Below are 13,529 nucleotides of genomic sequence, written 5' to 3'. Positions count from 1 at the left end.
CAGTAATATTTACAGTAATATTAATATTATTCTGCTTGATAATAATGAATTGATGATACCTTATAAAAATCAACTGTTTTTCTTTCATCGTTTATCTAATGAAGATGAAAAAAAACTCAATGATTTAAATAATAATGGGAAATGCGTAGACATACCACAGAAAGAAATCATGGAGTTTGTCGAAGTTTGCTATTATCAACACATGTCAATTTTAGATGTGTATGATGCAATGAGTACAAATCCAGCATATATTTTTAGGGAGAAAATTGGAATAGGTGAAAATCGCTCAGTAACTTATGAAGATAAGGTAGTTGATGTTGAGTATAAATGGAAAGGAAAGAATAAGTTAGAAATATTACAGCATTTTGAAGGCGGAGAAACGTCTTACATTTTTAAACACAAAAAAAATGGGACAAAATTGACAACTATTGAATCTGCTGATTAATAAATAGATCCTATCTGAGTCGCAACTATCTCCTGAAATAGTACAGTATAAAAGTAGAAAATTCTCTATGATATTTTAAAGAAAAATTTCAATATAAAATTACCAATATTGAATTATATAAAGTTTAAAAATCAGAAATTGGAACTTGGTTTAAAAGACTTAGCTGTAGTAAAATGTATACAAATGTATATTTTTAATAAATGACTGGACAATTATACAGAGATAGAGCTATGTGATTAAATACATAATACGCTGTTTTAACCAAATTTCAATTGATGCTAACTATTATCCACATCGCTCATATTTTCAATACCATGCTATAAAGAAAGTTGAGAAAATTAACGCATGAAATACTTAATTTATCCAATTATTATCTGTTTTATAGTATTTGGGAATGTTAGCAATGCAATTGCAGATATTTCCAATGAAATTGCAAATACTAAAGAAATTGAACTCAAGCATTATAAAAAAGTAAATTTGCCTTATTCCTCTGCTGAATTAGAAAAATACTATTATTGGGGAGAAAATGGATTGCAATTGTCTCCTGATATGCCGTTTCCCCTCAGGTTCACTAACAAGGAATTTTTATATCAACCTAAATTATTTGATTATCTCGGTAAAACGCCATTCTATTTTCCTCATTGTTATTTTTATTATAAAAATATTTTATATAAAGGCGTTATACAGATGGCGAGGGGTGATAATGATCAAGCATTTACTTTTCAATTATATAGTTATGATGATCAAGGAGGGGTTATTGATGCAATATTACTTTATCAAGTTCAAAGTGGTGAAATATCATACTGGAATGATTTTATAATAAATCCAAATGGAAAAATTTTGATAACCCAATATCAGCATGACAACCTTATTGAATCCGATGAAAATCCAAATGAACTCATAATAAATCCAGAAAAGAATCAAATCGATACCAAAACTGTAGAATTTCAAATGACGCCTTCTGGTATTTTTAACTTAGTAGAGTAGTAGATCATGAAAAAATCAATATATATAGCTGTAATAATAAATTTGTTTATTTATAATAGCTATGCAGAGCAATTTAATGTGGCTGAAAATTATAAAGGTAAATCTGATATTCAATCAATAGATATAATTCAACTAGAAAAAGATTGCCATAAACCAATTGATTTTTGGGAAATGACCAATTCTGAACGTGAAAAGATAATGAAAAATTGTCCAATTAATCAAATTGCTTTCTACTTTCAGAATTTATATGAAACCATTAACAATAAAAAAAATATTTATAATTCTGAGAAACTAGATCTTATTATTGAAAAAAATACCTCTACCAAAATAATTAATAATACTAAATACCCCGTAAAAGCGCTCAATTTATCCATGTTTAATAAAACAAATTTTATGGATAAAATTACTTTAGCGAAGAGTTATTATGATGTGGATGGTTATTATTGGTATATCAATCAATATTTTTATATTAGTGATAGCGGGGATATTTATACATTATCAGTCAAGGATATAGATGGTAATGTGGAACCTGTATTCTGGAAACATTATCAAATAGACAAAAAAAATTATCATTTTAATCTTATAGATCTGTTGATCGATGATGGATATAAATATGAAATTATTTATCCAGATCATTTTAGAATTCTTGAGGGCTCATTAAAAGAAACACCTTATGAAATTGATAAAGTAAAAACATGCTATCAAAAAGAATATTCAACAAGATGTAGTATTGATTCGTATCGGTTTTACCATAATATTTTATCTGAAAAAATTAAGATGTTGAAAGAAAAAAATACAAATAGTAAAGAATCAATAGAAATAATCGATAAGCAAATTAATAAAAAGTGTTTATCAATATCAGAACCAAATGATCATTTTGAAGCAGAAAAATTTACTTACAAGATAACAAAATGTTTAACCAGGCAATTAAAGAAAAAAATTAAAAAAATCGATCAAAGATTAGAGGTTTTATGATCTGAATTTTATGCATACTCAAAGTTAATTATTAACTACTATAATGGAATAAAAAAACATTACGGTTTTTCGTACCCAAAAATAATGTAAAATATATAATGAATTTTTACAATTTAGTCATTTAATTATTGCAATTTAGTCATTTAATTATTGCAATTAATAAAAATACAGAACAGGGACTATTCTTACTATTTGCAAAGTGTTAAAAATTTATATCATTATGATTTTATTAAGTAGTTTTTTTATAAAATATATATATTATGTCAGGATCAAATAAATGAAAATTTTTAAAGTGAAAATAATAAAATTGATTAATAGTAAATTATTTATCGGACTATGTTTATTGATTATATTCACACCAGCTATTTTCTCCAAACCATTAAATAATTCATTGCCACATGGATGGTCAAAAATAAAAAAAATGTCTGATATTGAAACTATAAATAAAAAATGTGAGTTTGATCATTCACTTGATTATACAAATTCAGATATTGAAAATTTTCAAAAAAAATGCCCTTTAGAATTTATTTCTAACTCTAATATACTTGAAAATATAAAAAAAGAAGACTCTGTGGCAGAGAAAAAAATATATCTTTATCAGTCAGATAAATTTTCCCTTTTTTTGGTAGAAAAAAATATTAAAGTTCCTTATTTTGATACTTATTATGAGAGTCCTACTATTATTTTATTTCTTGAAAAAGACGGGCAAATTGTTGATCAATTAACGGTAAGTTGGCATCGTACAGGTGAATTTGGTTTCACTGATGAACTAAGTTACTATATCGATAAAAAATTTAATATTTTTATTATAAATCACGGCGTTAATGAGGAGGGTGATTGGTTATTTTTATGGGCACATTATAAAATAGACTTTAAACAAAATAAATTTAAGGCAATAAAGATTAAAACAAATAGGGAACAAATAAATTTTCCTGATAATTTGATTGTATATTCCAAACCGTATTACAATGAAAATTCAGGTAAACTGTGTTTAGAAGAAGAATTGGATACTGAATGTAATGAGCCAAATACTTATACATATTATCTTAATGAAGTAAAAAAGAACACGACATTGCTGGTCAAAAAATCCAAAACCTCAAAAAACTTTTTCCCATTATTTAAGAAAAAATTAGATCAAGCATGTATAACAATGCCTAATTTTGATAATAATAATGATGTTATTTTACCATACTTTAAATATCTTTATTTATGTGAGGTGAACGGACTTAAACAAGAGCTAATTCGTATTGAAAAAGAACTAGGTAAAAAATAAAAGAAAAAATATTTATAATAATAATTTTTTTACTTAAAATTGGATCAAATATTTCGATTACGAAAAATATTTGAATAGTAAAAAACATCAGTAATTGACAGGAAGATATTTATCGTGTTCTTCCTGTCTATAACGTTTTTGAGGTACGAACATATTTGTATATTTACCATATACTTGATAGTATAATTAAAAACAACTTGTTCAATTAGATGATAATTCATTTTAAATGTATTGACACAACTACCTACTATTTATATTCATATAAATAATAATGATGTGCTCACATTCTATATAATAGATTCATTAAAAGAAATTTCTGTCTATATAAAAAATCTTAGAATATTTTTTTGTAGGAGGGAGATGTTAAATAATAAGCAAAAGTACACTAAATTCTTTGAAATATTAATTCAAATAGGATTAATTCTTTTATGCAAAGTGCAGAAATGGATTCGTTTTTATATATAATTTCAGACAATGAAAATTGTCAGAAAAATTATTGATTTTTAGCTATATAACCATGACAAGATACGGATTTCCAGTTGGCTATTGATTTTACCATAGATAATAATTATACAATTGCACGTCGGCAACGTTTATTATCTAAGCCATAAGTTATTCTGATATTTGCTAAGTAACTAGCCTGAATTAATGTGGTTACGTAAAAAATTGATTATTTATCTACAATTAAATTGTTTAGCCTTTTAGTTTCCCTAATTAACTGGAGAAATATCTCGCCGTATATGCGTTATAAACACTTAATCATCTGTTGTTTTTGTAGTCGAGTCTGAAAATATCAGATTAATTTAGATTCATTTAACCTGAATAAGAGGTAATCATATAATTTTCCTGCCAAAAAATCAGCATGTTCACTTTTTACTATTAAATTAAAAAAATAATATTGATCAAATAACTCCTGAATCACAGGGTCAGAAAGCATACAAAATTCAATATATACGGAATATAGTTTTTTTACATCATCAGAAATTTGTTCTAAAGCAAGATGATAATTTGTTATATCATAAAAAATATTTGTATATTTATCATTAATAGTACTTAATACTATAAAAGGAGCATGATTGGATTCACAAAATATCCAATGAGTATCACTGTTTTTATCCTTTTTATAAATAAATTTCATTACTAATCTATTAATCAACAAATCAAATTATATATAATCTTAACATAAATTAAAGAATTTTGTTCGGATTGTTTTTTATAAATCACCACCCATTATGTAAATCAGCTTTTTGCTTTTGGTAAATTCTATCTTTGGCATATTTTTATCTATTTAGTTTTTTAGCTTCAAAGCTCAATATAAAATTCATTTATCTTGTGTATATTACCAGCTTAAAATAACTGGACAGCCCCTAACGCATCAAGCTGAGTAGACAAGCTATATCTTGATTATCAAACCTGAAATGATTGTTAATGCAAAACAGTTTCTCTGTTTTAATATTAGTCCTGATACCTCAAATTTTATTGTATCGATATATGCGATTACTTGTATCGGTTTGCCACAAAGCTGATATGAGTAATCTCATATGATTTAATTATTTTATTCGTCAGCTTTTTAAGTGTACCGTTCAAACCGGTGCGTAAATTGTATATTTGATGCCTCTGGTTATTATGATTATTAAAAAGGGTAGGCTGATTATCATTCTTCATTAATATCCATCTTAAAAACAATTTGCTGAAAGGGCGCATTAAGCAATTTTGAACAGTTTGTTGCGCTGATAATAGATTATAATTAGAAATTGTGAGTAAGTTTTATCAGATAAAACAATGGATTAATAAGATTAATAATAACATATTTATAAGACTAAAAGAGGTAATAAAAATCATTGAAAATTTAAATTCCCTTTGATAGCTTTGTTTTGCTAAAGCCAACCATAGTCTTGAATAAAACTAGTATAGACGTCTACTATATTCTCATCAGTACTATTTTTACATTTATCTATCAACCTCTTTCTTAAATCATTGTAATTCAAAAAAATTAATAATTCTGAAAGCCTCATATATATCCAGTCGTCCTCAGAGTTAAGAAAGTCATCGAACATGGATGTTAGTTTTTTTCTGACAATATCATTACTGTTAAAAGCGTTATTAAATAAGACTTCTCTGGCATAATGCAAGTGGTCTTGATTACCATCTACAGCTATATCAATGATTATAGGTATTAATATTTCAAGTTCTAAGTCACTAAAATGCTCATCCCTTATCCATTCCAATGCAAGTTGCTGTTGCTCTTGATCATTCAATGCTAATAAAATTTGCTCAAAAAAATTATTTGTTTTTCTAAAGTTATGTTTGCTCGCCACAAGTCTACGGTCAGCTTCTATTACAGAGTTCCATTCTTTAGAATAAATAGGTTTTGTTGTCATTTTTCTTAATTCTATTAAAAATCATATTTTTCAGTAAATTCAGTATAGATATTTACGATATTTTTATCTTTACTATTCTTACATTTTTCCATTAACCTTTTTCTTAAATCTTTGTAATCTAAGAAAAACAATAATTCTGCAAGTCTTCTATATGTATATTGATTCTCAGACTTAAGAAAATCATCAAACATAGATGTCAGTTTCTTCCTGATAGTGCGATCCTGATTAAAAGCGCTATTGACTAAACATTGTCTGGCAAGAATCGAGTTATCAGTATTTTCATTTACAGCCATATTAATGATTACTGGTGCTAATACTTCAAGTTCTGAGGCACTAGGACACTCATTTCTTAGAAATCTCAATGCCGTTGCCTGTTCAGCTGCATCATCATTAAGGGCCAATAAAATTTGCTCAAATAAATCATTAGTTTTTCTAAAGTAAAACTGGCTAACCCTAACTTTTGTGTCATCCTCATTTACAGTTATCCATTCTTTAGAATAAATAGGTTTTATTGTCATTTTTTCTTATTTCCAGTTCTTTTTATTTCTACCATATTTCAAGAATAAAGAATCAAATAATTCTTAGAACTAATTTGTTAGCATTTTATATTGCATATAATACCGCGAGATCTGAGCCATTGATTACTGGGATTATTGAACATAGGCAGACTAGACTGTAATAAAATGTAGAATTATATCAGCAACCATAGGTTAAACAGTGAGCTAATGAAATTAATAATATACCTGTCTATAGGACTATAACAGAGATTGAATAAAAATTTAATTTCTCCTTGGTAGCTTTGTTTTGCTAGAGCCAGCCATAGTCTTGAAGAAAACTAGTATAGACGTCTAGTATATTCTCATCAGTACTATTTTTACATTTATCTATTAATCTCTTTCTTAAATCATTGTAATTTAGGAAAATTAATAATTCTGAAAGTCTCATATATATCCAGTCGTCTTCAGAACTAAGAAAGTCATCAAACATGGATGTCAGTTTTTTTCTGACAATATCATTACTGTTCAAAGCGTTATTAAATAAGACTTCTCTGGCAGAAGGCAAGTTATCTATATTACCATCTACAGCTATATTAATGATTATAGGTATTAATATTTCAAGTTCTGAGTCACTAAAATGCTCATCTCTTATCAATTTTAATGCAATTTTCTGTTGCGTTATACCTTTTTCAAAATTAAGAGCCGATAAAATTTGCTTAAAAAAATCATTTGTTTTTCTAAAGTTATGTTTGCTTACCATAAATTCATGGTCAGCCTCTTTTAAAGAGTTCCATTCTTGAGAATAAATAGGTTTTGTTGTCATTTTTTCTTATTTCCACCATATTTCCAGAGTAGAGAATCAAACAACTTTTCGGATTTAATTGTTAGTATTTTGTATTGCATAAAATATTGCACGGTCTGAGCCTCCGATTACCATAATCTTTGAGAATTTAATTTCTCCTTTTGTTAACTTTATTTTGCTAAAACCACTCGTCTTGAATAATATGTTTATAGAGATCAATTATATCCTCATCAGTACTATTCTTACATTTTTCTGTTAATCTGATTCTTAAATCACTATAATTTAGAAAAATCAGTATTCTTGCAACTCCTGCATATACATAATAATCATCAGATTTCAGAAAGTCATCAAACATGGATGTTAGTTTTTTTCTGACAACATCATTACTGTTCAAAGCGTTATTAAATAAAACTTCTCTGGCATAAGGCAAGTTGTCTATATTACCATCTACTGCCATATCAATAATTATAGGTATTAATACTTCAAGTTCTGAATCACTAAAACGTTCATCTCTTATCCATTCCAATGCAAGCTGCTGTTGTGATAGATCATTTAAAGCCAATAAAATTTGCTCTAAATAATCATTTGTTTTTCTAAAGTTATGTTTGCTCACTACAAGTTCACGGTCAGCCTCTTTAACAGAGTTCCATTCTTTAGAATAAATAGGTTTTGTTGTCATTTTTCTTAATTCTATTAAAAATCATATTTTTCAGTAAATTCAGTATAGATATTTACGATATTTTTATCTTTACTATCCTTACATTTTTCCATTAATCTTTTTCTTAACTCTTTGTAATTTAAAAAAAACAACAATTCTGCAAGTCTTCTATATATATATTGATTCTCAGTCTTAAGAAAGTCATTAAACATAGGTGTTAGTTTTTCTCTAATAATGTAATCACGATTAAAACCGCCTCTTATTAAGCGATCTCTGGCAAGAATCAAATTATCAGTATTTCCATTTATAGCTATATTAATGATTGCTGGTGTTAATATTTTAAATTCCGATTCGTTTAAACTTTCATCCCTGATAAATCTCAGTGCTGTTGCCTGTTCAGCTAAATCATCATTGTTAAGAGCGAATAAAATTTGTTCAAATAAATCATTTGTTTTTCTAAAATGAAACCGACTGACTCTAACTTTTGTGTCAGCCTCATTTACAGTTATCCATTCTTTAGAATAAATAGGTTCTATTGTCATTTTTTCTTATTTCCGTTTCTTCTTATTTCCACCATGTTTCCATGGTAAAGAGTCAAATAACTCTTTAAATTCATCCATTAACATATCTCGTGTAGGATAAATGGTAGCATGACCTGGTGCGCGCGTTGATCCATCGATCGCATCAGGACCATTTCGTTTAATACCTAAGCCATCAGGCATTGTATAGTAATGTCCATTTAAATGTGGACTGTTCTCAAGCTTTGTATCAATTAAGACAGATGCTCCTTTAGGTAATTCTTTGCCAGCTTGAGACTTTACCATTCCATTACTGTCAACAGGAATATCTAAATCTGGTCTTGGTCCTCTAGGTTTTTTTGCATTTCCGAAAGCACAGTATGCAGAGAATTCTTTATTTAATCCTAAAGGATCAATCCACCTAAGTTAATTAGGCGCATACTGATAAAGATTAAAGCCACCCAGCAATCCAATCGGGTCAGGCTGGGTAAAGCGGCCTATATCTGGATCGTAGTACCTGAAAGTATTGTAGTGTAGTCCGGTTTCTCTGTCTAAATACTGTCCCTGATACCTCAGATTCTGTTGTATCTCTGTATGAGCAATCTCCTGTATCGGTTTGCCCCATAACTGATATGAGCATTCCCACACAATTTCACCGGCTTCATCCGTCAGTTCTTCCGACATGCCGTTCAGGTCGGTATGGAAGTAGTAGATGTGTTGTTCCTGATTGCCTGTCCGGTCTATCCGCGCCAGCGGTTCATAGCTGTACTGGTCGGTATACAGATACAGGCTCTGCCGTTTGTCCGCGCTGCTTTCCTGAATCATCTGCATCCTGTCCCACAGGAAGGTGGTGCGGTTGCATGGCTTGCCGTCACGGTCCAGCCGGTGTTTTTCAATCCTCCGGCCGAGGGCATCGTAGACGTAGCCGTAGCGTTCAGTATGGTTTAGCTGTTCGATACGCACTTCGGTCAGGCGGTGTTCGGCATCGTAATGGTAATACTGGGTACCACTGGCGGTTTGTTTACTGCGGGTACGTCCGTGTTCGTCGTAGCTGTATTTCAGTCCGCGGAAGCTGAGCAGTTGATTAAAGCGGATCAAGTTTTGATTGCTTTCTTCTTCGCCGCGTCTTCTGTCCAGCAGGTTGGCCGCAGCATCGTATTGCAGGGTTTCCCAGTAGGCTTCTATTTCTCTAATTTGGAAATAATACTCCGAAACATCACTTGGTGTTAAATCTTTGTCATAATTATTTATTATAAAGATATCATTTTCAGCAAAATGTTTAAACAGAGCAAAAAAGGTATACTCGAAAATAGCAAATATACTTTTAACAACCTCATTGTAATTATTACTCTTGCCAAATTCACAATATTCTTTCGTTAAGCTAAATATCACTATTATTAATTTGCACTCTACTCATTTAAATCAATCGCATTTAAGTAACAAAAAAAATAGCCAGAAATATCGATCAGAGCTTTCTGGCTTTAATTCACTATCTAAATGTTCATTTCGGTCTCACAGAATTTAACATTCCCAATATTTCCTCTTCTGTTTTATCATATGGAGGTTTCCATAATGGCAAATCTATTTCTATCCATTTATCATATTCATCGGAGGTCATTTTAGCTTCTAACTCTTTAGATAGATATTTTCTAATTGTAGATAGTTTATCTAACACATTGCATTGATTAAAGAAAAGTAACAAAGCTGCTGCTGTTTTACTACTTTTATCAAATCCAGAACCAATTTTATCTATTACCGTAACAATTTCTTCTAAAAATATTAAAATATTTTTTAGATCATCCTCATTTTTTGAGTTATACTGTTCCATAAATTTAGCACCTTTTATAAAATTTAGTTGTTTTCTTATCCAGTTCAACGTCACCTTTTATCTTATATTCTTCGACACCTAGGTCATTTTTCCTGAACTCTACCCGACTTGTATCTATATCAAATTCAATATAATTTCTGGAGTAATATAGTTATCTAATTTTTAATTTATAGTTCTATTGGATAAAGCCTGACATTATCAGGAGTGGTAAAAAAGGATACGAATTTATTTATTTCACATGTCCCGGATGCTTCTATAAGAACAATATCATTTCCGAAAGATAAAACCCATATTCCATCATTTTCACATGATATTACTTTCGCACTAAAAAAAATTTTATTATCAAAAAGATAAATACTTGATTTATTTTTTTTATCAAGAGTAATATTTTTTTCCCATTCAAAAAAATCATCAATATCCAATTCAATATTATAAGAAGTATTTAATATCGGCGGTTTATTATTTTCCCAATTAGCAGTCCCATTACCTAAATTAGATTCGAACTTTACGATATGATCACTCAGTTTTTCTTTTACAATAATTTTCATTTTTTTAATGGTACCCTAATCAACGTATTATCAACATTCATCACATCTTTAACAGGATCATAAGTCCAAGTTTCTTCATGATAATGATGCTTAGACGACTTACTATTCATTTCATGCTGATTATAACGAATACTTCTTTTTCCATCTGCCGACACTATTCTATCTGGGTCTGGCACTCCTGTTCTAGGATGTTTATTTGAATAAGGCCCAGGTCCTAGAAATTCATCCCATTTTGTACAGCATTTTCTGGTTTTACCGGTTTTTGGGCACGAGTTTCTTTACTGTACCCTAGTTTTGTTGATTTTTTTGGTCCACATCCTGCGGACAATCCCCAAGGATCAATCCAAGTGAGAGGATTCGGCGCATACTGATACAGATTAATACTACCCAGCAATCCAATCGGATCAGTCTGAGTAAAGCGACCTTTATAGGATCATAACTAAGAATTAAAAGGGTATAGGGATTTTTTTATGAAGTTTTTTTTCAAAAATAATGCTTAATTTTTGGAACAAATTTTCCCATTGCTTAAAATATTCTATTTTATTTACTTCTACAGAAAAATCGGGTGTATTTCTATTTGGCAGACCTACAGATTTTCCTTTTTTAAAGGTTAAATAAATTATTTCATCTTTAACTTCATAAAATAAATAGAAATCCGAACCTTGCTCACAAAACCATATTTCTTCTTTTTTAGAATGTGCTAATTTGGTCGCATTTATAGAACGGATTATACAGTCAAAACACACCAAAAAATCACAAAACAAATCTAAAACAATATTTGCTTTATTTTCAAATGAGATATTAATATACCCATTTACATACTGTTCTAGTTCTAGAAGAGCAAATTCGAAAGGTGATACTTCCATATCTTCTTGATTTAGATACTTATCCAATTCAGTAGGTTTTTCTTTTATAATTAAATTAATATTCATATTTAGTCTCCAAGGATATAAGGATATGCTGTAATAGGACCTCTATTTTCATAGATAACAACCCTAACTATATCAGTTGTTTTTGTAGTCCCATCAGGATAATACACATTTGATATTTGTGATACTTTAACATCATGTATTCCAGGTGTTTTAGGTGCTTTATCAAACGCCTCTTCTATCATTCTGTTATCACTAAAATGACCTTGAGGGTCGTTCGTAGTTTTTGCTCTATCCATTAACTGTTGTTTTTTTAGTTGAGAACCATGTCGCTGACGGGCATGTCCATATTTTTTCGAAGCCTTCCCAGCTTGATGGTTTGGTTTACATGCCCAACCCCAAGGATCAATCCAGGTAATAGGATTAGGCGCATACTGATACAGATTGTATCCGCCGGCTAATCCAACCGGGTCAGGCTGGGTAAAGCGGCCTGTATCCGGATCGTAGTACCTGAAAGTATTGTAGTGCAGTCCGGTTTCTCTGTCTAAATACTGTCCCTGATACCTCAGGTTCTGTTGTATCTCTGTATGAGCAATCTCCTGTATCGGTTTGCCCCACAGCTGGTATGAGCATTCCCAGACGATTTCACCGGCTTCATCCGTCAGCTCTTCCGGCATGCCGTTCAGGTCGGTATGGAAGTAGTAGATGTGCTTTTCCTGATTACCGTTTCTGTCTATCCGCGCCAGCGGTTCATAACTGCCTTCGTCAGTATACAGATACAGGCTCTGCCGTTTGTCTGCACTGCTTTCCTGAATCATCTGCAGCCCGTCCCACAGGAAGGTGGTGCGGTTGCATGGTTTGCCATCTCGGTCCAGCCGGTGTTTTTCGATGCGCCGACCGAGGGCATCATAGACGTAGCCGTAGCGTTCAGTATGGTTTAGCTGTTCGATACGCACTTCGGTCAGGCGGTGTTCGGCATCGTAATGGTAATACTGGGTACCGCTGGCGGTTTCTTTGCTGCGGGTACGTCCGTGTTCGTCGTAGCTGTATTTCAGTCCGCGGAAGCTGAGCAACTGGTTAAAGCGGATCAGGTTCTGATTGCTTTCTTCTTCACCGCGTCTTCTATCCAGCAGGTTGGCCGCAGCATCGTATTGCAGGGTTTCCCAGTAGGATTCGTTGCGGCAGCTTTCGATGCGGCCGGTCACGTCGTAGCGGTAATCACTTTGTCCCTGTCGGTTGTGTTTTTTGCTTACCAGCCGGTCCAGATTGTCGTAGCTGTAGTTGCGGTCCAGTATGATATCCGGCAGGATGCCCGCTCCCGGACGTTTGGTCTGTTTGCCGGTCAGGCGGCTGGTGCGGTCGTATTGAAAACTGGTATTCATTCTGCCCTGGCTGCGCAGGGTTTCCCGGTGCAGCAGGTCGCGCTCGATGTCGCTGATAATCTGGCCGTCCAGGTTAATCTGGTGCAGATGGCCGGAACCATAATACAGTTTGTTGATGGTACGTCCGTCTGGCAGGGTGGTGGCGATGCGGTTGCCCAGTTTGTCATACTGATGCTGCAGAACACCCTGTGTAGTGGTTTCGCTCAGCAGGTTGCCCATTATGTCGTAGCTGAAGCTGATCAGTTCCGGTTCGGCTTCCGGTGGTAAACCGGCGGCTTTAAAGCCGACTTTGAGCAGGTTGTCGACTTTGTCATACTGGTAGGCGGTGGTGCCGTCGGGGGTGTATTTGCCAATTAAGCGCCCGAC

At 31.8% G+C, this 13,529-nt stretch carries 16 protein-coding genes and 1 pseudogene; 4 read left to right on the top strand and 13 right to left on the bottom strand.

From position 1 onward, the window contains the following. The 4 genes from GY065_RS11265 to GY065_RS11250 all read left to right on the top strand — a co-directional run. A partial coding sequence (locus tag GY065_RS11265) for a hypothetical protein (RefSeq protein ID WP_174834187.1) occupies nucleotides 1–445 on the top strand: 445 nt, incomplete at its 5' end. 345 nt (nucleotides 446–790) lie between these two features. Then, complete coding sequence (locus GY065_RS11260) at nucleotides 791–1,432, top strand: hypothetical protein (protein ID WP_100116192.1); 642 nt, start codon at nucleotides 791–793, stop codon at nucleotides 1,430–1,432. Nucleotides 1,433–1,438: 6 nt separating this feature from the next. Next, nucleotides 1,439–2,407, top strand: a complete 969-nt coding sequence (locus tag GY065_RS11255) for a hypothetical protein (RefSeq protein ID WP_100116193.1) — start codon at nucleotides 1,439–1,441, stop codon at nucleotides 2,405–2,407. A 277-nt stretch (nucleotides 2,408–2,684) separates the two neighbouring features. Further along, on the top strand, nucleotides 2,685–3,680 hold the full coding sequence (locus tag GY065_RS11250) for a hypothetical protein (protein ID WP_174834186.1): 996 nt from the start codon (nucleotides 2,685–2,687) through the stop codon (nucleotides 3,678–3,680). A gap of 793 nt (nucleotides 3,681–4,473) precedes the next feature. On the opposite strand, the gene GY065_RS11245 is transcribed toward GY065_RS11250, so the two are convergent. The 13 genes and pseudogenes from GY065_RS11245 to GY065_RS11185 form a co-directional block, all read right to left on the bottom strand. Further along, nucleotides 4,474–4,818, bottom strand: a complete 345-nt coding sequence (locus tag GY065_RS11245) for a hypothetical protein (RefSeq protein WP_174834185.1) — start codon at nucleotides 4,816–4,818, stop codon at nucleotides 4,474–4,476. A gap of 739 nt (nucleotides 4,819–5,557) precedes the next feature. Continuing rightward, nucleotides 5,558–6,061, bottom strand: coding sequence for a hypothetical protein (locus GY065_RS11240; protein ID WP_174834184.1), 504 nt, complete (start codon nucleotides 6,059–6,061; stop codon nucleotides 5,558–5,560). A 14-nt stretch (nucleotides 6,062–6,075) separates the two neighbouring features. Further along, complete coding sequence (locus tag GY065_RS11235; protein ID WP_174834183.1) at nucleotides 6,076–6,579, bottom strand: hypothetical protein; 504 nt, start codon at nucleotides 6,577–6,579, stop codon at nucleotides 6,076–6,078. A 289-nt stretch (nucleotides 6,580–6,868) separates the two neighbouring features. Continuing rightward, nucleotides 6,869–7,381, bottom strand: coding sequence for a hypothetical protein (locus GY065_RS11230; RefSeq protein WP_174834182.1), 513 nt, complete (start codon nucleotides 7,379–7,381; stop codon nucleotides 6,869–6,871). A gap of 157 nt (nucleotides 7,382–7,538) precedes the next feature. Further along, nucleotides 7,539–8,039 (bottom strand): hypothetical protein, encoded by a 501-nt coding sequence (locus GY065_RS11225; protein WP_174834181.1) that lies wholly within the window; start codon nucleotides 8,037–8,039, stop codon nucleotides 7,539–7,541. Between the two features lie 14 nt (nucleotides 8,040–8,053). Beyond that, nucleotides 8,054–8,560 carry a hypothetical protein gene (locus GY065_RS11220; protein ID WP_174834180.1) on the bottom strand — a complete coding sequence of 169 codons (507 nt, stop codon included), beginning with the start codon at nucleotides 8,558–8,560 and terminating at the stop codon, nucleotides 8,054–8,056. Between the two features lie 6 nt (nucleotides 8,561–8,566). Continuing rightward, nucleotides 8,567–8,842: a hypothetical protein gene (locus tag GY065_RS11215; protein ID WP_174834179.1), complete on the bottom strand. Its 276-nt coding sequence runs from the start codon at nucleotides 8,840–8,842 to the stop codon at nucleotides 8,567–8,569. Nucleotides 8,843–8,962: 120 nt separating this feature from the next. Beyond that, nucleotides 8,963–9,928, bottom strand: coding sequence for an RHS repeat-associated core domain-containing protein (locus tag GY065_RS11210; protein ID WP_202984094.1), 966 nt, complete (start codon nucleotides 9,926–9,928; stop codon nucleotides 8,963–8,965). Between the two features lie 109 nt (nucleotides 9,929–10,037). Next, nucleotides 10,038–10,364: a hypothetical protein gene (locus GY065_RS11205; protein WP_194241860.1), complete on the bottom strand. Its 327-nt coding sequence runs from the start codon at nucleotides 10,362–10,364 to the stop codon at nucleotides 10,038–10,040. A 167-nt stretch (nucleotides 10,365–10,531) separates the two neighbouring features. Beyond that, entirely contained in the window at nucleotides 10,532–10,912 is a 381-nt protein-coding gene (locus tag GY065_RS11200) for a hypothetical protein (protein ID WP_174834178.1), read from the bottom strand. A 214-nt stretch (nucleotides 10,913–11,126) separates the two neighbouring features. Further along, nucleotides 11,127–11,324, bottom strand: a pseudogene (locus tag GY065_RS13115) (hypothetical protein); the annotation flags it as partial. Between the two features lie 34 nt (nucleotides 11,325–11,358). Then, a complete protein-coding gene (locus tag GY065_RS11190; protein ID WP_174834177.1) occupies nucleotides 11,359–11,844 on the bottom strand; it encodes a hypothetical protein in 486 nt (161 codons plus the stop codon). Nucleotides 11,845–11,846: 2 nt separating this feature from the next. Further along, the coding region (locus tag GY065_RS11185; protein WP_174834176.1) for an RHS repeat-associated core domain-containing protein at nucleotides 11,847–13,529 on the bottom strand (1,683 nt) is incomplete at its 5' end.

Origin of the sequence: Snodgrassella sp. ESL0323 (assembly GCF_013346865.1) — a bacterium.
In the GTDB taxonomy this organism is placed as follows: domain Bacteria; phylum Pseudomonadota; class Gammaproteobacteria; order Burkholderiales; family Neisseriaceae; genus Snodgrassella; species Snodgrassella alvi.
Note: the sequence above shows the minus strand (reverse complement) of the source record. Positions and strands in the feature narration are given on the sequence as shown.

What these genes read in the sequence shown, in the direction of transcription:
- GY065_RS11215 (WP_174834179.1), bottom strand. Translation starts at nt 8,842, where the DNA reads ATGGTAAAGTCTCAAGCTGGCAAAGAATTACCTAAAGGAGCATCTGTC.
- GY065_RS11230 (WP_174834182.1), bottom strand. Translation starts at nt 7,381, where the DNA reads ATGACAACAAAACCTATTTATTCTCAAGAATGGAACTCTTTAAAAGAG.
- GY065_RS11225 (WP_174834181.1), bottom strand. Translation starts at nt 8,039, where the DNA reads ATGACAACAAAACCTATTTATTCTAAAGAATGGAACTCTGTTAAAGAG.
- GY065_RS11240 (WP_174834184.1), bottom strand. Translation starts at nt 6,061, where the DNA reads ATGACAACAAAACCTATTTATTCTAAAGAATGGAACTCTGTAATAGAA.
- GY065_RS11235 (WP_174834183.1), bottom strand. Translation starts at nt 6,579, where the DNA reads ATGACAATAAAACCTATTTATTCTAAAGAATGGATAACTGTAAATGAG.
- GY065_RS11255 (WP_100116193.1), top strand. Translation starts at nt 1,439, where the DNA reads ATGAAAAAATCAATATATATAGCTGTAATAATAAATTTGTTTATTTAT.
- GY065_RS11260 (WP_100116192.1), top strand. Translation starts at nt 791, where the DNA reads ATGAAATACTTAATTTATCCAATTATTATCTGTTTTATAGTATTTGGG.
- GY065_RS11245 (WP_174834185.1), bottom strand. Translation starts at nt 4,818, where the DNA reads ATGAAATTTATTTATAAAAAGGATAAAAACAGTGATACTCATTGGATA.
- GY065_RS11250 (WP_174834186.1), top strand. Translation starts at nt 2,685, where the DNA reads ATGAAAATTTTTAAAGTGAAAATAATAAAATTGATTAATAGTAAATTA.
- GY065_RS11205 (WP_194241860.1), bottom strand. Translation starts at nt 10,364, where the DNA reads ATGGAACAGTATAACTCAAAAAATGAGGATGATCTAAAAAATATTTTA.
- GY065_RS11220 (WP_174834180.1), bottom strand. Translation starts at nt 8,560, where the DNA reads ATGACAATAGAACCTATTTATTCTAAAGAATGGATAACTGTAAATGAG.
- GY065_RS11200 (WP_174834178.1), bottom strand. Translation starts at nt 10,912, where the DNA reads ATGAAAATTATTGTAAAAGAAAAACTGAGTGATCATATCGTAAAGTTC.
- GY065_RS11190 (WP_174834177.1), bottom strand. Translation starts at nt 11,844, where the DNA reads ATGAATATTAATTTAATTATAAAAGAAAAACCTACTGAATTGGATAAG.